Below are 19,953 nucleotides of genomic sequence, written 5' to 3'. Positions count from 1 at the left end.
CTCACCCTTCCTTGCCGGCGCCGCTGACGGCTTTCGACAGCGCCCCGCCGACCAGTTCCTCGACACGGATGCGCGCTTCCAGCGACTGCTTGAAGGCGGCGGACGCCTGCTTGCCGGGGGGCGGCAGATTGTTCCATTCGGCGGAAGCGCCGGGCAGATCGCCGTTCTTCACCTTGTCTTCTAAGCGGGCGGCGATCGCTTCGACGCTTTCGCCTTCGATATTGCCGACGGGCCGGACCGACACCAGCGATTTTGCACTCGCCATCAGCCGATCCGACCAGCTCTGGTTCGGATCCGGCTGATTGACCGATTCGATGATGGCGGTTGCAACGTCGGGAACCTGACGCATCAGGTCGGCGCGTGAGGGAACGCCGGTCTCGGCAAAGCCACGCAAGTCGGCGACAGCAGGATCGTCAGGTGCGACGCCGGCGAACGTATCCAGCTCGGCCAGGAACGGCCCGCCGCGATCGATCGCCGCCTTCAGGGCGGCGGCCGCGATGGCTCGCGCGACGGCAACATCCTCGCGCGGCTCATTGAGTTTCTTTTCGGCCTCGGCGAGGCGCTTGGCGATATCGGCGTCGCTGCTCGTCTGTTGGTCGGAGGACTGGGCAAGCATCGAGCGCAGCTGGTCGACCTGACTGCTGAGCTCTGCAACCTTCTGGTTGAGCGCCTCGACATTTGCAGGATCTGCCGATGGCGCCGCTGCGGTGTTCTTCGCAGCCGTTTCCAGCGCGGCAATCCGCGTCTCGAACGCGCCGTCACCCGTGTTTACGGGATTGGCGGCAAGGTTGGCGACGGTCTGTTTCAAGCCTTCGATCTCACCGGAGAGATCGGCGATCTCGGACGAGGTCTGCGGGGCGGAGGAACCCGGGAGGTAACCGGCATATTGAATGACGCCCGCGCCAAGCAGCGCCACGAGACCGCCGAAAATGCCGGCGGCGATAAGACCGGAGGTGCCGACGCCCCGCCGCGCGGGCTGTTCGGCAGGGGGTGTGAAGGAACGTTCGGCGGCCGCCGACTTCTCCTCCTCCTCCTCCGGCTCCGATTCGCGCCTGCTTTCGGGTTCAGGCTGCGACGCCGCTTCGGTTTCGGGCGGCGGGCCGAGATCCGCAGGGTGGCTGTCGGCGTCGCCGGAATGATTGTTCACCGGCTTTTCGGTATCGGCTTCGGAGGCGAAGTCCTGTGCATCGAGGTCGATCGTGACCGGCTCATCGGCGCTCTTCGAATGGCGTGGCGGGTTTCCCGATACCATGAGGTCCTCTTTATCCTGCATTGCAACGAAACTAGACAGTGATGCCAGTTAAGGGAAGAGGTTAGATCAAATTTGGGCGGCTAGAGCCTTCAAAGCAGCGACAAAAGACTTTGCTCATCCGGCATGGACGAAATCGCCACGGTTTTTTTCAGGGACATCGGAATGGCCTGTGCTACCGCTTCGCTCAGGCAGAGAAGGCGGGTTTCGCGGTGTTCCGACAGAGCTGATCGCAGCTCTGCCAGGTGAAAAAAATCTTCCACCGCCTGCCGGGAATAGAAGAGAACGGCGTTAGGGCGGCCGCCGGAAAACAGAGCTTCGATCTCAATCGGGCTCGGAACAACCGGCGTCATGCGATAGCATTCGGCGACGGAAAAACGGATGCCGCGTTCGAGCATTCCTTGTTCAAAAGTTTCGGCGCGCGGTATCCCGGCAAGATAGAGCAAACCATTCACCCCTTGCGCCGCGACGAGCTCGGCAAGATCGCGTCCGTTGCCGGAGGAAGAGGCGACCGATCGGAAGCCGAGGCTTTCCGCGGCTTGCGCCGTCGCGTCTCCGACCGCGAACAGCGGGCGGGCCAGATGCGGGTGGAGCTGATCGCCGAGGGCGGAAACGACCCTGACCGCCTCGGCGCTGGTCACAGCGATTGCACCGCTGCTGGCCGCAAGCGCGCTTGCGGCTGCGGCCCTGTCGTGCACCGGCCGACGCAGCGGCAGCAGCAGCGGCTCGTGGCCCATGTCGCGCAGACGTTGTGCTGTTCTTGTCGCCGAATGCGCGGGGCGGGTGACGAGCACACGCATGGCCGCTTCAGTGCCAGTCGTCGAAGAAGGCGCTGCCGGCTCTGGCGCGCACATCCTGGCCGGCGCGGGTGCCGAGTGCGGCCGCGTCGCGGCGGTGGCCATCGGTGGTCACCGCATGCTGGCTGCGGCCGTCGGGCGTGATGATCAGGCCGGAGAATCGAATGAGGTCGCCCTCGCAAACGGCATAGCCGCCGATCGGCGTGCGGCAGGAGCCGTCGAGAGCAGCGAGGAAGGCGCGTTCGCAGGAGACGGTGTCGAAGGTCGCGGCATCGTTGACCGCCGCCAAGAGGTCATCGATTTTTGTGTCGCCGACGCGGCTTTCGATGCAGATCGCCCCCTGCGCCGGCGCCGGTGGGAAGCTATCGGGGTCGAGGATATCGGTGATCACCTCGACCTTGCCGAGTCGTTTGAGGCCGGCTAGCGCCAGCAAGGTCGCATCCGCTTGCCCCTCTTCGAGCTTGCGCAGGCGGGTTTCGACGAGGCCGCGGAAGGTGATGACGTTGATGTCGGGCCGCATGCGGCGGATCAGCGCCTGGCGGCGCAGCGACGCAGAGCCGACGGTGGCGCCATGCGGCAGGTCGATCAGTCTGGGTGCGGTGCGGCCGACGACGGCGTCGCGGATATCCTCGCGCGGCAGATAGGCAGAGAGGTGAAGGCCGTCCGGCAGGTGCGTCGGCATGTCCTTGGCGGAGTGCACGGCGAAATCCAGCTCGCCCGACACAAGCTTCTGTTCGAGCTCTTCGGTGAAGAGGCCCTTGCCGCCGATCTCGGCCAGCGATCGGTCGGTGATGCGGTCGCCCTTGGTGGTCAGCACGACGATTTCGAACATCTCTTCAGGCAGATGATGCGCCGCCATCAGCCTGTCGCGGGCCTCATGCGCCTGGGCAAGCGCCAGCGGGCTGCCCCGCGTGCCGATCCGGAAAGGTTTTGTTTGCATCCGCTCTGTTCCGTTGTTACCGGAATTCTCGTAAACGGGTTTCCGTTCCATCGCAATCAACGAACAGGCCAATGGTTCCCTTTCTGCTCATCCTCGGCATCGAAACAAGCTGCGACGAGACCGCCGCCGCCGTCGTCGAGCGTGATGCGGAGGGGCATTGCAACGTCCTGTCGGACGTCGTGCTTTCCCAGCTCGACGAGCACAGCGCCTATGGCGGCGTGGTGCCGGAGATCGCCGCGCGCGCCCATGTCGAGGCGTTGGACGAACTGATCGAACAGGCGCTGAAACGCGCCAATGTGTCGCTTGATGATGTCGACGCCATCGCCGCCACGTCAGGCCCGGGTCTGATCGGCGGATTGCTTGTCGGATTGATGACCGGCAAGGCGATCGCCAGGGCCGCCGGCAAACCGCTCTATGCTGTCAACCATCTCGAGGGCCATGCGCTGACGGCGCGGCTGACCGACGGGCTCTCCTTTCCCTATCTGGTGCTGCTCGTCTCCGGCGGCCATACCCAGCTGATCCTGGTGCGTGGCGTCGGACAGTATGAACGTTGGGGCACGACGATCGACGATGCACTCGGCGAAGCTTTCGACAAGACGGCAAAACTGCTCGGCCTGCCCTATCCCGGCGGTCCGGCGGTGGAGCGGATGGCGCGCGACGGCAATGCCGATCGTTTCGATTTTCCGCGCCCGCTCGTCGGCGAGGCGCGGCTCGACTTCTCGTTTTCCGGCCTGAAGACGGCGGTGCGGCAGGCGGCGCAAGAGATCGCGCCGCTCAGCGATCAGGATGTGGCTGATATCTGCGCTTCGTTCCAGAAGGCGATTTCGCGCACGCTGAAGGACCGCATCGGCCGCGGCCTGCAACGGTTCAAGACGGAGTTCCCGAGCAGCGGCGAGAAGCCGGCGCTGGTCGTTGCCGGCGGCGTCGCTGCCAATCTCGAGCTGCGCGGCACGCTCCAGGCGCTCTGCGACAAGAACGGTTTCCGCTTCATTGCGCCGCCGCTCAGCCTTTGCACCGACAATGCGGTGATGATCGCCTGGGCGGGGCTCGAGCGCATGGCGACCGGTGTAGCGCCTGATACACTCGACGTGCAGCCGCGTTCGCGCTGGCCGCTCGATGCCAATGCCGAAACGCTGATCGGCTTTGGAAAGAGAGGAGCCAAGGCATGAGTGAAAAGATCGCCGTCATCGGATCGGGCGCATTCGGCACGGCACTTGCCGCTGTGATCGCCCTTGCCGGCCGCAGCGCCGTGACGCTCGTCGGGCGCGATCCGTCCCTGATCGAGGATCTGAAAGAAGAACGGCTGCATGATGCCGTGCTGCCCGGCATCTCGCTGCCCGAAGCCCTGGAATTTTCCGCCGAGGCGGATGCGGTCACCGGGGCGTCCATCGTGCTTTTTGCGATGCCGTCGCAGGCACAGGCCGACGCGGCGCGGCAATATGGTCCCTACCTGTCAAAGCATGCCGTTGTCGTCACCTGCGCCAAGGGCCTTGAGCGGACGACGGGCAATCTTTTGACCGATATGCTCGAGCGGGAACTGCCGGACCATCCGGTGGCGGTTCTCTCCGGCCCGGGATTTGCCGCCGATATCGCCAAAGGGCTGCCGACGGCGATGGCGATTGCGGCTAATGACATGGAGACAGCCGAGCGGCTCGCTCAGGCGATCTCCGGACGGACCTTCCGGCTCTATGCCTCCACCGATCGTATCGGCGTGCAGCTCGGCGGCGCGCTCAAAAATGTGCTGGCGATCGCCTGCGGTATCGTCGAAGGCCGCGGCATCGGCGAATCCGCCCGCGCCGCGTTGATTGCGCGCGGTCTCGCGGAAATGTCGCGCTTCGTCGTCGCCAAAGGCGGGCAGGCCGATACGGTGCGCGGACTTTCCGGTCTCGGCGATCTGGTGCTGACGGCAACGAGTCATCAATCGCGAAACCTGCGTTTCGGCATTGCGCTCGGGCGCGGCGAAAAGACCGATCCCACCCACGGCGCCCTGGTGGAGGGTGCGTTTGCCGCTTCCGTCGCCTCCCGGCTTGCCGCGGGGCTTGCGATCAGCATGCCGATCACGGATGCCGTTTCTGCCATCATCGACGGCCGGCTCGACATATCAGACGCCATCGAGCAGTTGATGACGCGTCCAATCACCACCGAATAGGAGAATAGACATGCTTTTCGCCCTGCTCTGCAAGGACAAGCCGGGACATCTGAACGTTCGCATGGAGACGCGGCCGACGCATCTTGCCTATCTCGACAAACTCAATGCCGAAGGCAAGCTCTCTATGGCCGGCCCTTTTCTTGACGACGAAGGCAAGGCCTGCGGCAGTCTGGTGCTTGTCAAGGCGGAGACAGCGCAAGAGGCAAAGGCGCTCGCCGATGCCGACCCTTACGCCATGGCCGGTTTGTTCGAAAGCGTCGATATCAAGCCCTTCAACTGGGTCTTCAACAAGCCGGAGGCGTGAGCATGGCGCATTGGCTCTATAAATCCGAACCTGGCTCCTGGTCCTGGGAGCAGCAGAAGGCCGCCGGTGAAAAAGGCACGGAATGGACCGGCGTGCGCAACTATCTGGCGCGCAACAACATGCGGGCGATGCAGATCGGCGACAAAGGGTTCTTCTACCATTCCAATGACGGGCTGGAGATCGTCGGCATCGTCGAAGTCGCAGCGCTGTCGCATCCCGACTCCAGCGCTAAGGGCGATCCGAAGTGGGATTGCGTCGATATCCGCGCCGTCATGGACATGCCGAAGCCGGTAACGCTGAAGGACATCAAGGCGAATGCGAAACTCGCCAAAATGTCGCTCGTCACCTCCATGCGCCTTTCCGTGCAGCCGGTGACTGATGACGAATGGGCCGAAGTCTGCCGCATGGGCGGCCTCGACAATCCGCCGCGCTGAAGACCATTGAAGACCGACCCGGAAACCTTCATTCGCGCCAATACGAGTCTGCTGCCGCCGCCGCATGTGCCGGAGATTTCGCTCTTTCTGGCGAACGAGGCGCATGAACTCTGGCTGAAAACGGAAGAGGAGCTGGAAGCCATCGGCCTGCCGCCGCCCTTCTGGGCTTTTGCCTGGGCGGGCGGGCAGGGGCTGGCGCGCTACATCCTCGATCATCCGGACATGGTGCGGGGCAAACGCGTGCTGGATTTTGCCAGCGGCTCCGGCCTTGTCGGCATTGCGGCGGCCATGGCCGGCGCCGGGGAGGTGATGGCTGCCGATATCGACCCCTGGGCAAAGACGGCAATCCGGCTGAATTCCGAGGCCAATCATGTTGCGCTCGGATTTACCGGCGCCGATCTGGTCGGTGCGAGTGTTGAGGCGGACATCGTGCTAGCCGGCGATGTCTTTTACGATCGCACATTCGCTGATGCGCTCGTCCCCTGGTTCGCGCGGCTGGCGGCCGAGGGCAGGCCGGTACTGGTCGGCGATCCCGGGCGCAGCTACCTTCCGCGGGACCGGCTGGAATTCTGCGCTGTCTATCAGGTGGCGGTGACGCGGGCGCTAGAGGATAGCGACATCAAGAAGACGACCGTATGGCGCTTCGCGCCCGGCTGATACGGAACTCTAACGCGCGTCGCGATGCGCCATGCGGTTAAGGCCGGATGACGCAGACATTGGCTTCATAGGAGCAGGGATCGTCCTGGATGGCGACGTCGATGACCTTTGCCTTCGGCGCCAGCGTCTCAGGCCGGGCTGCAGGATAGTAGCCGTAGCCGTTGCCACCGACATAGGTCCCGCCGTCGGTCTCGTAGACATAGGAAGACCCGGCATAGGTGCCGCCGCCGTATCCGCCCGCTGTCTGGGGCAGGAGGACGACGAGACTACCGCGGGTGACGCGATTGGCTGTCGGCGGCGAAAACCGTTCCAGCATCGGCATCCGCTTTCTGCCGTATCGATGGCCATAAGTGCTGTCGAAACGAATGCCGCGATCGCGCCAACTCACCCTTTCGCCGAGATAAAGTCCATCGTGAAAGACACGGCGATGGGGAAAGCGACGATCGTCGCGGTGCTCGCCCGCCATGGCGGGAAGTGCGGCCAGCGCGGCAAGGGTAAGCAAGGTAGCTCTCGACAGACTGCGAAACATCGACGCCGGCCTCCGGAATTGCAATCGTTAACAAATCGTTAACGCCAGATTGCGCCAAAAGCTGCAGCTTGTCCATGCGCGCCTGAGAAGTGGCCGAAATATTGAGCGGAAAAGACCAGTTTCGTTAGTCCGCAAACTTCGCGGTAACCCGAATCGATTAAATTAGAAGCAGACAGCGATTGTGCTTGTCGTATGGCTTTCCGGTGATTAAACGTGCGCAATTGATGCAACGCACACAGAGAATTTTGTCATTCGTGTGGTTGACTGAGCATGCTCCGAAATCCGGGAGCGCAGAGAAGCCGCCGCGAGGTTCTGATGGCGAACGTGACAAATAACCGGCCCCTGTCGCCGCATTTGCAAGTCTATAAACTTATTCCCACCATGGTCATGTCGATCGTCCACCGCATCACCGGTGGCGCGCTCTACGTCGGCACGCTGCTGGTCGCCTGGTGGCTGATCGCAGCGGCAAGCGGCCAGAGCTCTTACGACTGGGCCAACTGGGTGCTCGGCAGCCTTCTCGGCAAGCTCGTGCTGCTCGGCTATACCTGGGCACTGCTGCACCACATGCTCGGCGGTTTCCGCCATCTCATGTGGGACCTCGGCTACGGCTTCGACAAGGAAGTCTCGACCAAGCTCGCCATCGCCAACGTCATCGGCTCGCTCTGTCTGACCGTGCTGGTCTGGGCGATCGGCTTTCTCATTCGCTTCTGAAGGTCCTCTCATGGATATGCGCACCCCCCTCGGCAAGGTTCGCGGGCTCGGCTCCGCCAAGGAAGGCACAAGCCATTTCTGGCGTCAGCGGCTGACCGCGGTCTCCAATATTCCGTTGATCCTGTTCTTCGTCATCTTCATGATCACCTATGCCGGCGCGCCCTATGCGGATGTGGTTCGCGCCCTGTCGAACCCCTTTGTCGCCGTCGTCATGGGACTGATGGTGATATCGGGCGTCATCCATATGAAGCTCGGCATGCAGGTCATCATCGAGGATTATGTGCATGGCGAATTCGGAAAGATCGCTCTGCTGATGCTGAACACGTTCTTTGCGATCGTGGTCGCCAGCCTCTGTCTCTTCGCCATTTTGAAAATTGCATTCGTAGGATAAGCTCGACATGGCACCGACTTCACCAGCCCAGAATGGCAAGGCCTACAAATATGTCGACCACTCCTATGACGTGATCGTCGTTGGCGCCGGCGGCGCAGGTTTGCGCGCGACGCTCGGCATGGCCGAGCAGGGATTCCGTACCGCCTGCATCACCAAGGTTTTCCCGACCCGCTCGCACACCGTAGCGGCGCAGGGCGGCATCGCCGCCTCGCTGCGCAACATGACGCCGGATAGCTGGCAGTGGCATCTCTACGACACCGTCAAGGGTTCGGACTGGCTCGGCGACGTCGACGCCATGCAGTATCTGACCATGGAAGCGCCGAAGGCGGTCTATGAGCTCGAGCATTACGGCGTGCCGTTCTCGCGTAACGAGGAGGGCAAGATCTATCAGCGCCCCTTCGGCGGCCACATGCAGAATTACGGCGAGGGCCCACCGGTGCAGCGCACCTGCGCCGTCGCGGACCGTACCGGCCACGCCATCCTGCATACGCTCTACGGCCAGTCGCTGCGCAACAATGCCGAATTCTTCATCGAATATTTTGCGCTCGACCTGATCATGTCCGAAGACGGCAGCCGCTGCACCGGTGTCGTCGCCTGGTGTCTCGATGACGGCACGATCCATCGCTTCGCCGCCAAGATGGTGGTGCTGGCGACCGGCGGCTACGGCCGTGCCTATTTTTCGGCGACCTCGGCCCATACCTGTACAGGCGACGGCGGCGGAATGGTGGCGCGCGCCGGCCTGCCGCTGCAGGACATGGAATTCGTCCAGTTCCACCCGACCGGTATCTACGGATCGGGCTGTCTGATCACCGAAGGCGCCCGCGGTGAAGGCGGTTACCTCGTCAACTCCGAAGGCGAACGCTTCATGGAGCGTTATGCGCCTTCGGCCAAGGATCTTGCCTCGCGCGATGTCGTTTCGCGCTGCATGACGCTCGAGATCCGCGAAGGCCGCGGCGTCGGCAAGAACAAGGACCACATCTTCCTGCATCTCGACCATCTCGATCCGGCCGTTCTGCATGAGCGCCTGCCGGGCATTTCCGAGAGCGCCAAGATCTTCGCCGGCGTCGACGTCACACGCGAGCCGATCCCGGTTCTGCCGACCGTTCATTACAATATGGGCGGCATCCCCACCAACTATTGGGGCGAAGTGCTGAACGCCGATGGCGCCAATCCGGAGCGGATCATTCCCGGCCTGATGGCTGTGGGCGAAGCAGGCTGCGCTTCGGTGCACGGCGCCAATCGCCTCGGTTCCAACTCGCTGATCGACCTCGTGGTCTTCGGCCGCGCCGCCGCAATCCGCGCCGGCGAGGTCATCGACCGGGCGGCGCCGATCCCGCATCTCACCGTAGCCGCCTGCGACAAGATCATGGACCGCTTCGACGGCCTGCGCCACGCTAGCGGCGGCACGCCGACGGCTGTGCTGCGCGAGAAGATGCAGCGCGCCATGCAGGAAGACGCGGCGGTGTTCCGCACCCAGGAATCGCTGGAATCCGGTTGCCGGCGTATTTCGGCGATCTGGGGCGAAATGAAGGACATCAAGGTCACCGACCGGTCGATGGTCTGGAACTCCGATCTCGTGGAAACACTCGAGCTGCAGAACCTGATGGCAAACGCCATCACGACGATCTACGGCGCCGAGGCCCGCAAGGAGAGCCGCGGTTCGCACGCACGTGAGGATTACACCGAGGGCGCATTCGCCGGCCGCGACGACGTCAACTGGCGCAAGCATACGCTCGCCTGGGTGAACGAGGCAGGCGAGGTGAAACTCGACTATAGGCCTGTTCACACCGAGCTGATCGCCGAAGGCATCGATCCGCACAAGATCGAGCCGAAGGCGCGCGTCTACTGATCTCAAGAGGAACCTCGCATGGTTGAACTCGCTCTCCCCAAGAACTCCCAGATGCGCGAAGGCAAGGTCTGGCCGAAGCCGGCCGGTGCGACAAACACGCGCGAATTCCGCGTCTATCGCTGGAGCCCGGATGATGGTCAGAACCCGTCGATCGACACTTTCTACATCGATGTCGACGATTGCGGCCCGATGGTTCTCGACGGCCTGCTCTACATCAAGAACAAGATCGATCCGACGCTGACGCTGCGCCGTTCCTGTCGCGAGGGCATCTGCGGCTCCTGCGCGATGAACATCGACGGTACCAACACGCTTGCCTGCACTAAGGGCCTCGACGATATTACGGGCGCGGTGAAGATCTATCCGCTGCCGCATCTGCCCGTCGTCAAGGATCTGGTGCCCGATCTCAGCAACTTCTACGCCCAGCATCGCTCGATCGAGCCGTGGCTGAAGACGGTGTCGCCGACGCCGGCCAAGGAATGGAAGCAGAGCCATGAGGACCGGCAGAAGCTCGACGGTCTCTATGAATGCATCCTCTGCGCCTGTTGCTCGACCTCCTGTCCGAGCTACTGGTGGAATGGCGACCGTTATCTAGGTCCGGCCGTTCTGCTGCAGGCCTATCGCTGGCTGATCGACTCCAGAGACGAGGCGACCGGCGAGCGTCTCGATAACCTCGAGGATCCGTTCCGTCTTTACCGCTGCCACACGATCATGAACTGTGCGCAGACCTGCCCGAAGGGCCTCAACCCAGCCAAGGCAATCGCCGAAATCAAGAAGATGATGGTCGAGCGCCGGGTCTGATCGGTATGCATGCCACTGGCGGATTGGACGGCTTCGATCCCGGAGCCGTCACGGAGATCAGGTCGCGGCTCGCCTCCGTGCGCGAGCAGGGCATTCGCATCGGTCTGGCGGTCGAAAGCGGCAGCCGCGCTTGGGGCTTTCCGTCTCCCGACAGCGATTATGATTGCCGCTTTATCTATATCCGTCCTGTCGAACATCATCTCGCGCTTGTTTCGGCACGCGACGTCATCGAGTTTCCGATCGTCGGCGATATCGATACGGGCGGCTGGGATCTGCGCAAGGCGCTCCGGCTCGCTTTGAAGGGGAACGCAGTGGTGGTCGAATGGTTGAAATCGCCGATCGTCTATGAGGAGGAAGCGGGCTTTCGCTTGCGCCTCGGCGCGCTGCTCGATCTGATCATGGCGCCGGAGAAGGTTGCCGCACATTATGTCGGGCTCATGCGGCAACATTTTCAAGGCCACGGCGAAGAGACGATCAGACTGAAGAAGCTGCTTTACGCCGTGCGTCCGGCCATCGCGCTCGAATGGATGCGGCAGAGTTCGTTCCGCGCGCTGCCACCGATGAATATGCTGGAATGCCTCGGGGCGATCTCCATTGCGCCGGAAGTCCGGGCGGCGATTCTCGATCTCGTGCATGTTAAGAAGCAGACCCGTGAGATGGGGGAAGGTCTGCCGCCGGAGCCGGTGCGGTTATTCCTGCGGAGCTCATTCGAGCACCATTCCGAGACATTGCGGGAGTTTGGCAGAAATCCTGCCAGAGATGAGGGTGCGCAACACCTTGCTGACAAATTCTATGTGCAGGAAGTTTTGCAGGAGGGCAGTTGAACTGTATCGTTTTTCGGTTAGGTGTTGTCACGGGCAATTTCTGCAACCCGACTTGATTAACCAAAGCGAATTACGATAATCGGACTTGTCTCACGCCCGTTCTTTGCGGCGATAGCCGAATTCAGGAGTATGATGATGCAGTTGCGATATGCGATGACAGGTCTGGTGGTGGCTCTCGCGCTAGCCGGTTGTCAGCGTACGGCATATGATTATAGCTCCAACTCGAACGCCGGACCGGCGCCGTTGACGGCGCAGCCTGTGCCCTCTGTGCAGGGCGGCCAGCTTCCGCCGCCGACCGGCAGCTCGCAGTTTCCGGCCGCGCCGACGGCGACGGCACCGATGCCTGGGGCGCAGTCAGGCGCCATGGCAGCGAATGCGCTCGACGTCACCAAGGAATCGATGGTCGGAAGCTGGCGCGTCAACGGCAGCTGCGACATGTTCCTGACGCTCACCAATCTCGGCAGCGGGTCGCGTGGCGGCACGCGCGGCTGCGTCGGCGAGCTGACGGCGATGGGCTCCTGGGAGGTCGCCGGCAAGCAGGTGCTGCTCAAGGATCGTTCGGGCAACCAGATCGGCAGCGTCTACAAGACGGCCGACAATCGCTTCCAGGGCCAGACGAATACAGGTCAGCAGATCAGCCTCAGCCGGTAAACCAACCGCGCGGTAAACGATCCGGCGGTGCGCCGCTGATGACCGACAGGCGGACGTGCCCTCATGCAGCCAATGCCAGATTATACGCTCAGCGTTTGCGAACAGCTTAAATCGCTGACGCTTGCCGGTACGTTGCAGGTCGATTCCGCCCAAATGGAGGTGGCCAAAAGCCTGGATCGGGTGCTTGCCGGGCTGAAGCAGTTGCGGCCGGCGGCCAAAGCGAGCGCGCTCGGTTGGCTGTTTGCCAAGAAGAAAAAAGCCGCCGACGGCATTAAGGGGCTCTATATTCACGGCAGCGTCGGACGCGGCAAGACCATGCTGATGGACATGTTCTTTGCCATGGCGCCGTGCAGGAAGAAGCGCCGGGCGCATTTCCATGAATTCATGGCGGATGTGCACAACCGTATCGCGGCACACCGGCTGAAGCTCAAGAACGGCGAGACGAAGCAGGCCGATCCGATGCCGCCGGTCGCCGCAGCCCTCTACGATGAAGCGGAACTGCTCTGCTTCGATGAATTCACCGTCACCGACATTGCCGACGCGATGATCCTGTCGCGGTTGTTTTCCGAACTCTTCGCGCGGGGATGCGTGCTGGTGGCGACCTCGAATGTCGAACCGGACAATCTCTACAAGGATGGGCTCAATCGCGGCCTGTTCCTGCCCTTCCTCGCTCTGCTCAAGCAGCATGTCGATGTCGTCACACTGGATTCGCCGACCGACTACCGGATGGAGAAGCTGAACAGCCAACCGGTCTATCTCGTGCCGATCAACGAACATAATGACATGGCGATGGAGGCATCCTGGACACAGGCGCTGCATGGGCGCAAGGCGCAGCCGCTCGATATTCCGATGAAGGGGCGCTCCATCCACGTGCCGCTTGCCGCCGACCGGATGGCGCGCTTCTCTTTCGCCGATCTCTGCGACAAGCCGCTCGGGGCCGCCGACTTCCTGGCCATTGCCGAACGCTTCGACACCGTGTTCCTCGATCACGTTCCCCTGCTCGGGCCGGAGAAGCGGAACCAGATCAAGCGTTTCATCATTCTGGTCGATACGCTTTACGATCATGCCGTGCGGCTATACATATCCGCGGCGGCGTTGCCGGAGGACTTACTCATCAACCGTCGGGGCACCGAGAGCTTTGAATTCGATCGCACGGCATCGCGCCTGTTCGAGATGCGGAGTGCGGAATACCTTGCACTGCACCATGAGAAACGCGCCGCTGAATAACAGCATTGCGACAAAATATCTTACGTTTACGTAAGAATTTTGGCATCTAAACGATTGAAAACGCTGCATCAAAATTAATGGATTGCCATTTTTAGCCTTTGGGTCTATGCGATTGCGTCATTGAGCGGCCTTGCAGCGTCGTTCGACGGATTTGATCGCAAAGGAAACAGCGAAATGGCGCGTAACAAGATCGCACTCATTGGTTCTGGCATGATTGGTGGTACACTGGCGCATCTCGCCGGCCTGAAGGAACTGGGCGACATCGTCCTCTTCGACATCGCCGACGGCATCCCCCAGGGCAAGGGCCTCGACATCGCACAGTCCTCGCCGGTCGAAGGCTTCGACGCCAATCTGACCGGCGCCAGCGACTACTCGGCGATCGAAGGCGCCGACGTCTGCATCGTCACCGCTGGCGTCCCGCGCAAGCCGGGCATGAGCCGCGACGACCTTCTCGGCATCAACCTCAAGGTCATGGAGCAGGTCGGCGCCGGCATCAAGAAGTATGCCCCGAACGCCTTCGTGATCTGCATCACCAACCCGCTCGATGCCATGGTCTGGGCGCTGCAGAAGTTTTCCGGCCTTCCGGCAAACAAGGTCGTGGGCATGGCAGGCGTTCTCGATTCCTCGCGCTTCCGCCTCTTCCTCGCCAAGGAATTCAACGTCTCCGTTCAGGACGTGACGGCCTTCGTTCTCGGCGGCCACGGCGACACGATGGTGCCGCTCGCCCGCTACTCGACGGTCGGCGGCATTCCGCTCACCGACCTCGTCACCATGGGCTGGGTCACCAAGGAGCGCCTCGAAGAGATCATCCAGCGCACCCGTGACGGCGGCGCCGAGATCGTTGGCCTGCTGAAGACCGGTTCGGCCTATTATGCGCCGGCTGCCTCGGCGATCGAAATGGCCGAATCCTACCTCAAGGACAAGAAGCGCGTTCTGCCTTGCGCGGCCCATCTGACCGGGCAGTACGGCGTCAAGGACATGTATGTCGGCGTTCCCACCGTCATCGGCGCCGGCGGCGTCGAGCGCGTCATCGAGATTGACCTCAACAAGACTGAGAAGGAAGCCTTCGACAAGTCGGTGGCCGCTGTCGCCGGTCTGTGCGAAGCCTGCATCAACATCGCGCCTGCCCTGAAGTAATCGGCGCTGAAGTAATCGAAACAGGGATAGACCCATGAACATTCATGAATATCAGGCCAAGGCTCTGCTGAAGGGCTATGGCGCGCCGGTTGCCGAGGGTGTGGCAATTCTCAAGGTTGAAGAAGCCGAGGCGGCCGCCAAGTCGCTTCCCGGCCCGCTTTACGTGGTCAAGAGCCAGATCCATGCAGGCGGCCGCGGCAAGGGCAAGTTCAAGGAACTGTCGCCGGAAGCCAAGGGCGGCGTACGTCTCGCCAAGTCGATCGAAGACGTCGTTGCCAACGTCAAGGAGATGCTCGGCAACACGTTGGTGACTGCGCAGACCGGCGAAGCCGGCAAACAGGTCAACCGTCTCTACATCGAAGACGGCGCCGACATCGAACGCGAACTCTATTGCTCGCTGCTGGTCGACCGCTCGGTCGGCAAGGTCGCCTTCGTTGTCTCCACCGAAGGCGGCATGGACATCGAGGCCGTCGCCCACGACACGCCTGAGAAGATCCAGACGATCGCCATCGACCCGGAAGCCGGCGTAACGGCCGCCGACGTCGCCAAGATATCCGCCGCTCTCAAGCTCGAAGGTGCTGCCGCAGAAGACGCCAAGTCGCTCTTCCCGCTGCTCTACAAGGCCTTCAACGAGAAGGACATGTCGCTTCTCGAAATCAATCCGCTGATCGTCATGAAGAATGGCCATCTGCGCGTTCTTGACGCCAAGATGTCCTTCGACGGCAATGCGCTCTTCCGTCACGACGACGTCCGGGCGCTGCGCGACGAGACCGAAGAAGACGCCAAGGAAATCGAGGCTTCCAAGTGGGACCTCGCTTACGTCGCGCTCGACGGCAATATCGGCTGCATGGTCAACGGCGCGGGCCTCGCCATGGCAACGATGGATATCATCAAGCTGTACGGCAAGGAGCCGGCCAACTTCTGCGACGTCGGTGGCGGCGCCGGCAAGGAGAAAGTCGCTGCGGCCTTCAAGATCATCACCGCAGACCCGAAGGTCGAGGGCATTCTCGTCAACATCTTCGGCGGTATCATGAAGTGCGACGTCATCGCTGAAGGCGTCATTGCCGCGGTCAAGGAAGTCGGTCTCAAGGTTCCCCTCGTCGTGCGCCTTGAAGGCACCAATGTCGAGCTCGGCAAGAAGATCCTGAACGAGTCGGGTCTCGCGATCACGGCGGCTGACGACTTGGACGATGCGGCCAAGAAGATCGTCGCGGCGATCAACGGCTAATTTTGAGGGATCGGAAAGAATGTCTATTCTCGTCAATAAAGACACCAAGGTCCTCGTTCAGGGTCTGACCGGCAAGACCGGCACGTTCCACACCGAACAGGCGCTCGCTTATTACGGCACCCAGATGGTCGGCGGCATCCACCCGAAGAAGGGTGGTGAAACCTGGACCGGCGCAAAGGGCGAAAGCCTGCCGATCTTCGCGACCGTTGCCGAGGGCAAGGAAAAGACCGGCGCCGATGCGACCGTCATCTATGTTCCGCCGGCGGGCGCTGCCGATGCGATCATAGAAGCGATCGACGCCGAGATACCGTTCATCACCTGCATCACCGAAGGCATTCCGGTCATGGACATGGTGCGCGTGAAGGCTCGCCTCGACCGCTCCAAGTCGCGCCTGCTTGGGCCGAACTGCCCGGGCATCCTGACGCCGGAAGAATGCAAGATCGGCATCATGCCGGGCTCGATCTTCCGCAAGGGTTCGGTCGGGATCGTGTCCCGCTCGGGCACGCTGACCTATGAAGCCGTCTTCCAGACCTCCAACGAAGGTCTCGGCCAGACGACGGCCGTCGGCATCGGCGGCGACCCGGTCAAGGGCACCGAGTTCATCGATGTGCTCGAGATGTTCCTCGCCGACGAAGCCACGACTTCGATCATCATGATCGGCGAAATCGGCGGCTCCGCCGAAGAAGACGCAGCCCAGTTCCTGAAGGACGAGGCCAAGAAGGGCCGCAAGAAGCCGATGGCCGGCTTCATCGCAGGCCGTACGGCACCGAAGGGCCGCACCATGGGCCATGCCGGCGCCGTGGTATCCGGCGGCAAGGGCGACGCTGAATCGAAGATCGCGGCGATGGAATCGGCTGGCATCAAGGTGTCTCCGTCTCCGGCCCGCCTCGGCAAGACGCTGGTGGAAGTCCTGAAGGGCTGAAGCCGCCTATAGACCGGGCGGAGGAACGGCATCTGCGCCTTCGCCCGGCTTGCATACGAGAGCAGCAGATGCGCCGCGGACAGGCGGCGATCGGAATGCGGCAGCCGGCGATCGATCCGGCAGATTCATCACAGTCAGGAGGCGGACGGAAGCGTTCGCATATCACCATGGCACGGCAAGAAGCCAACGAGCAGTTTCAGATCACCTCGTTTCTGGATGGCGCCAACGCGGCCTATATCGAGCAACTCTATGCGCGCTACGAAGAGGATCCGGCGTCGGTCGACGATCAATGGCGCGCCTTCTTCAAGGCGCTGGAAGACGATCCTGCCGATGTGAAAAAGGCGGCAAAGGGAGCTTCCTGGCGTAGAAAGAACTGGCCTCTGGCAGCCGGCGGCGATCTGGTGTCGGCTCTCGACGGCGACTGGGGCATCGTCGAGAAGGTGATCGAGACGAAGGTGAAGGCCAAGGCCGCAGCCGAGGGCAAGCCTGCCGACAGCACCGACGTGCTGCAGGCGACGCGCGATTCCGTCCGCGCCATCATGATGATCCGCGCCTACCGCATGCGCGGCCACCTGCACGCCAAGCTTGACCCGCTCGGAATCGCCGCCACCGTCGATGATTATCGCGAACTGTCGCCGGAAAATTATGGCTTCACATCAGCCGATTACGACCGCAAGATCTTCATCGACAACGTGCTCGGCCTGGAATACGCGACAATCCGCGAAATGATCGAGATCCTCGAGCGCACCTACTGCTCGACACTCGGCGTCGAATTCATGCATATCTCCAACCCGGAAGAGAAGGCGTGGATCCAGGAGCGCATCGAAGGCCCGGACAAGGGCGTGGCCTTCACGCCTGAGGGCAAGAAGGCGATCCTTTCGAAACTCGTCGAAGCCGAAGGCTACGAACAGTTCCTCGACGTCAAGTTCAAGGGCACCAAGCGCTTCGGCCTGGATGGCGGCGAATCGCTGATCCCGGCTCTGGAGCAGATCCTGAAGCGCGGTGGTCATCTCGGCCTGAAGGAAGCCGTGTTTGGCATGGCCCATCGCGGCCGCCTCAACGTGCTCTCGCAGGTCATGGGCAAGCCGCACCGCGCCATCTTCCACGAATTCAAGGGCGGTTCCTACGCACCCGATGAAGTCGAAGGCTCGGGCGACGTCAAGTACCATCTCGGTGCATCCTCCGACCGCGAATTCGACGGCAACAAGGTACACGTGTCGCTGACGGCGAACCCGTCGCATCTCGAAATCGTCGATCCTGTCGTGATGGGCAAGGCTCGCGCCAAGCAGGACATGAGCGCTACGGTGTGGGAAGGCGACATCATTCCGCTTTCCGAACGCGCCAAGGTTCTGCCGCTGCTGATCCATGGCGATGCGGCCTTCGCCGGCCAGGGCGTCATTGCCGAAATCCTCGGTCTTTCCGGTCTGCGCGGCCATCGTGTTGCCGGCACCATGCACGTCATCATCAACAACCAGATCGGCTTCACCACCAATCCGGCCTTCTCGCGCTCGTCGCCCTATCCGTCCGACGTCGCCAAGATGATCGAAGCACCGATCCTGCACGTCAACGGCGACGATCCAGAAGCGGTCGTCTACGCAGCCAAGATCGCGACCGAATTCCGCATGAAGTTCCACAAGCCTGTGGTGCTCGACATGTTCTGCTATCGCCGCTACGGCCACAATGAAGGCGACGAGCCGTCCTTCACGCAGCCGAAGATGTACAAGGTGATCCGCGGCCACAAGACCGTGCTGCAGCTCTATGCGGCCCGCCTCGTCGCCGAGGGCCTGGTCACCGAAGGCGAAGTCGAGAAGATGAAGGCCGACTGGCGCGCGCATCTCGAGCAGGAGTTCGACGCCGGCCAGCACTACAAGCCGAATAAGGCCGACTGGCTGGATGGCGAGTGGTCGGGCCTGCGCACGGCCGACAATGCCGACGAACAGCGCCGCGGCAAGACCGCGGTGCCGATGAAGACGCTGAAGGAGATCGGCCGCAAGCTCTCGGAAATCCCGGCAGGCTTCAATGCGCACCGCACGATCCAGCGTTTCATGGAAAACCGGGCCAACATGATCGCCACCGGCGAGGGCCTCGACTGGGCGATGGCCGAAGCGCTCGCCTTTGGCGCGCTCTGCCTGGAAGGCCACAAGATCCGTCTGTCCGGTCAGGATTGCGAACGCGGCACCTTCTCGCAGCGTCACTCGGTTCTCTACGATCAGGAGACCGAGGAACGCTACATTCCGCTCGCCAATCTTTCGCCGACGCAGGCCCGCTACGAAGTCATCAATTCGATGCTTTCGGAAGAGGCCGTGCTCGGCTTCGAATACGGCTACTCGCTCGCCCGCCCGAATGCGCTGACGCTCTGGGAAGCGCAGTTCGGCGATTTCGCCAACGGCGCGCAGGTGGTCTTCGACCAGTTCATCTCCTCGGGCGAACGCAAGTGGCTGCGCATGTCCGGCCTCGTGTGCCTGTTGCCGCACGGCTATGAAGGTCAGGGTCCGGAGCACTCCTCGGCTCGCCTGGAACGCTTCCTGCAGCTCTGCGCGGAAGACAACATGCAGGTCGCCAATGTCACGACGCCGGCGAACTATTTCCACATCCTGCGCCGGCAGCTGAAGCGCGACTTCCGCAAGCCGCTGATCCTGATGACGCCGAAGTCGCTGCTGCGCCACAAGCGAGCGGTCTCGACACTTGCCGAACTGGCCGGTGAATCCGCCTTCCACCGCCTGCTGTGGGATGATGCCGAGGTGATCAAGGACGGCCCGATCAAGCTGCAGAAGGACAACAAGATCCGCCGCGTCGTCATGTGCTCCGGCAAGGTCTATTACGATCTTCTCGAAGAGCGTGAAAAACGCGGCATCGACGACATCTATCTCCTGCGCGTCGAGCAGCTCTATCCGTTCCCGGCAAAGGCGCTGATCAACGAGCTGTCGCGCTTCCGCAATGCCGAGATGGTCTGGTGCCAGGAAGAGCCGAAGAACATGGGCGCATGGTCGTTCATCGACCCATTCCTCGAATGGGTGCTCGCCCATATCGATGCGAAATACCAGCGCGTCCGCTATACCGGCCGTCCGGCCGCCGCCTCGCCGGCGACGGGCCTGATGTCGAAGCATCTGTCTCAGCTCGCCGCATTCCTCGAGGATGCATTGGGCGGCTAAATCA

General features: G+C 62.2%; 20 protein-coding genes. 16 read left to right on the top strand and 4 right to left on the bottom strand.

Translation table 11 applies throughout. The annotated features are described in order from the left end of the window. Nucleotide 1 precedes the first annotated feature (1 nt). From CO660_RS07260 to hemC, 3 genes are all read right to left on the bottom strand, one after another. Nucleotides 2-1,273 carry a COG4223 family protein gene (locus tag CO660_RS07260; protein WP_176536245.1) on the bottom strand — a complete coding sequence of 424 codons (1,272 nt, stop codon included), beginning with the start codon at nucleotides 1,271-1,273 and terminating at the stop codon, nucleotides 2-4. Nucleotides 1,274-1,341: 68 nt separating this feature from the next. Beyond that, nucleotides 1,342-2,049 carry a uroporphyrinogen-III synthase gene (locus CO660_RS07255; RefSeq protein WP_097598171.1) on the bottom strand — a complete coding sequence of 236 codons (708 nt, stop codon included), beginning with the start codon at nucleotides 2,047-2,049 and terminating at the stop codon, nucleotides 1,342-1,344. A gap of 7 nt (nucleotides 2,050-2,056) precedes the next feature. After that, on the bottom strand, nucleotides 2,057-2,986 hold the full coding sequence (gene hemC, locus CO660_RS07250) for a hydroxymethylbilane synthase (RefSeq protein WP_085779715.1): 930 nt from the start codon (nucleotides 2,984-2,986) through the stop codon (nucleotides 2,057-2,059). Nucleotides 2,987-3,057: 71 nt separating this feature from the next. On the opposite strand from hemC, the gene tsaD reads away from it, so the two are divergent. The 5 genes from tsaD to CO660_RS07225 are packed head-to-tail and all read left to right on the top strand — an operon-like array spanning nucleotide 3,058 to nucleotide 6,530. Beyond that, on the top strand, nucleotides 3,058-4,155 hold the full coding sequence (tsaD, locus tag CO660_RS07245) for a tRNA (adenosine(37)-N6)-threonylcarbamoyltransferase complex transferase subunit TsaD (RefSeq protein WP_097598170.1): 1,098 nt from the start codon (nucleotides 3,058-3,060) through the stop codon (nucleotides 4,153-4,155). After that, complete coding sequence (locus CO660_RS07240; protein WP_097598169.1) at nucleotides 4,152-5,135, top strand: NAD(P)H-dependent glycerol-3-phosphate dehydrogenase; 984 nt, start codon at nucleotides 4,152-4,154, stop codon at nucleotides 5,133-5,135. Before tsaD ends, CO660_RS07240 begins: the two co-directional genes overlap by 4 nt. Before the next feature lie 10 nt (nucleotides 5,136-5,145). After that, the gene (locus CO660_RS07235; protein ID WP_085779712.1) at nucleotides 5,146-5,439 is read left to right on the top strand and encodes a YciI-like protein; all 294 of its coding nucleotides are present in this window, start codon (nucleotides 5,146-5,148) and stop codon (nucleotides 5,437-5,439) included. 2 nt (nucleotides 5,440-5,441) lie between these two features. Further along, nucleotides 5,442-5,873 (top strand): EVE domain-containing protein, encoded by a 432-nt coding sequence (locus tag CO660_RS07230; RefSeq protein ID WP_097598168.1) that lies wholly within the window; start codon nucleotides 5,442-5,444, stop codon nucleotides 5,871-5,873. A gap of 6 nt (nucleotides 5,874-5,879) precedes the next feature. Then, nucleotides 5,880-6,530, top strand: coding sequence for a methyltransferase (locus tag CO660_RS07225; RefSeq protein ID WP_085779710.1), 651 nt, complete (start codon nucleotides 5,880-5,882; stop codon nucleotides 6,528-6,530). Between the two features lie 37 nt (nucleotides 6,531-6,567). Here the strand turns inward: CO660_RS07225 and CO660_RS07220 are convergent, their stop codons facing one another. Further along, a complete protein-coding gene (locus tag CO660_RS07220) occupies nucleotides 6,568-7,059 on the bottom strand; it encodes a hypothetical protein (RefSeq protein ID WP_097598167.1) in 492 nt (163 codons plus the stop codon). 315 nt (nucleotides 7,060-7,374) lie between these two features. Between CO660_RS07220 and sdhC the strand changes: the two genes are divergently transcribed. From sdhC to CO660_RS07165, 11 genes are all read left to right on the top strand, one after another. Continuing rightward, the gene (gene sdhC / locus CO660_RS07215) at nucleotides 7,375-7,770 is read left to right on the top strand and encodes a succinate dehydrogenase, cytochrome b556 subunit (RefSeq protein ID WP_097598322.1); all 396 of its coding nucleotides are present in this window, start codon (nucleotides 7,375-7,377) and stop codon (nucleotides 7,768-7,770) included. Nucleotides 7,771-7,780: 10 nt separating this feature from the next. Next, a complete protein-coding gene (gene sdhD / locus CO660_RS07210) occupies nucleotides 7,781-8,161 on the top strand; it encodes a succinate dehydrogenase, hydrophobic membrane anchor protein (protein WP_085779708.1) in 381 nt (126 codons plus the stop codon). 7 nt (nucleotides 8,162-8,168) lie between these two features. Further along, complete coding sequence (gene sdhA / locus CO660_RS07205; protein ID WP_097598166.1) at nucleotides 8,169-10,010, top strand: succinate dehydrogenase flavoprotein subunit; 1,842 nt, start codon at nucleotides 8,169-8,171, stop codon at nucleotides 10,008-10,010. 18 nt (nucleotides 10,011-10,028) lie between these two features. After that, the gene (locus CO660_RS07200) at nucleotides 10,029-10,808 is read left to right on the top strand and encodes a succinate dehydrogenase iron-sulfur subunit (protein WP_011427088.1); all 780 of its coding nucleotides are present in this window, start codon (nucleotides 10,029-10,031) and stop codon (nucleotides 10,806-10,808) included. 5 nt (nucleotides 10,809-10,813) lie between these two features. After that, on the top strand, nucleotides 10,814-11,632 hold the full coding sequence (locus tag CO660_RS07195) for a nucleotidyltransferase domain-containing protein (protein ID WP_097598165.1): 819 nt from the start codon (nucleotides 10,814-10,816) through the stop codon (nucleotides 11,630-11,632). Nucleotides 11,633-11,767: 135 nt separating this feature from the next. Further along, a complete protein-coding gene (locus tag CO660_RS07190) occupies nucleotides 11,768-12,283 on the top strand; it encodes a protease inhibitor Inh/omp19 family protein (protein WP_088391343.1) in 516 nt (171 codons plus the stop codon). A gap of 63 nt (nucleotides 12,284-12,346) precedes the next feature. Further along, on the top strand, nucleotides 12,347-13,510 hold the full coding sequence (gene zapE / locus CO660_RS07185; RefSeq protein ID WP_085779705.1) for a cell division protein ZapE: 1,164 nt from the start codon (nucleotides 12,347-12,349) through the stop codon (nucleotides 13,508-13,510). Between the two features lie 174 nt (nucleotides 13,511-13,684). Then, nucleotides 13,685-14,647 (top strand): malate dehydrogenase, encoded by a 963-nt coding sequence (gene mdh, locus CO660_RS07180; protein ID WP_004679265.1) that lies wholly within the window; start codon nucleotides 13,685-13,687, stop codon nucleotides 14,645-14,647. Between the two features lie 34 nt (nucleotides 14,648-14,681). Then, nucleotides 14,682-15,875, top strand: coding sequence for an ADP-forming succinate--CoA ligase subunit beta (gene sucC / locus CO660_RS07175; RefSeq protein ID WP_097598164.1), 1,194 nt, complete (start codon nucleotides 14,682-14,684; stop codon nucleotides 15,873-15,875). Between the two features lie 19 nt (nucleotides 15,876-15,894). Then, nucleotides 15,895-16,797 carry a succinate--CoA ligase subunit alpha gene (sucD, locus tag CO660_RS07170; RefSeq protein ID WP_008528022.1) on the top strand — a complete coding sequence of 301 codons (903 nt, stop codon included), beginning with the start codon at nucleotides 15,895-15,897 and terminating at the stop codon, nucleotides 16,795-16,797. Nucleotides 16,798-16,964: 167 nt separating this feature from the next. Then, the gene (locus CO660_RS07165) at nucleotides 16,965-19,949 is read left to right on the top strand and encodes a 2-oxoglutarate dehydrogenase E1 component (protein ID WP_085780223.1); all 2,985 of its coding nucleotides are present in this window, start codon (nucleotides 16,965-16,967) and stop codon (nucleotides 19,947-19,949) included. Nucleotides 19,950-19,953 lie beyond the last annotated feature (4 nt).

This window comes from Rhizobium sp. L9 (genome assembly GCF_002531885.1).
Classification (GTDB): Bacteria; Pseudomonadota; Alphaproteobacteria; order Rhizobiales; family Rhizobiaceae; genus Rhizobium.
The sequence above is the reverse complement of the archived record's forward strand: the minus strand, read 5'-3'. Positions and strand labels throughout refer to the sequence as shown.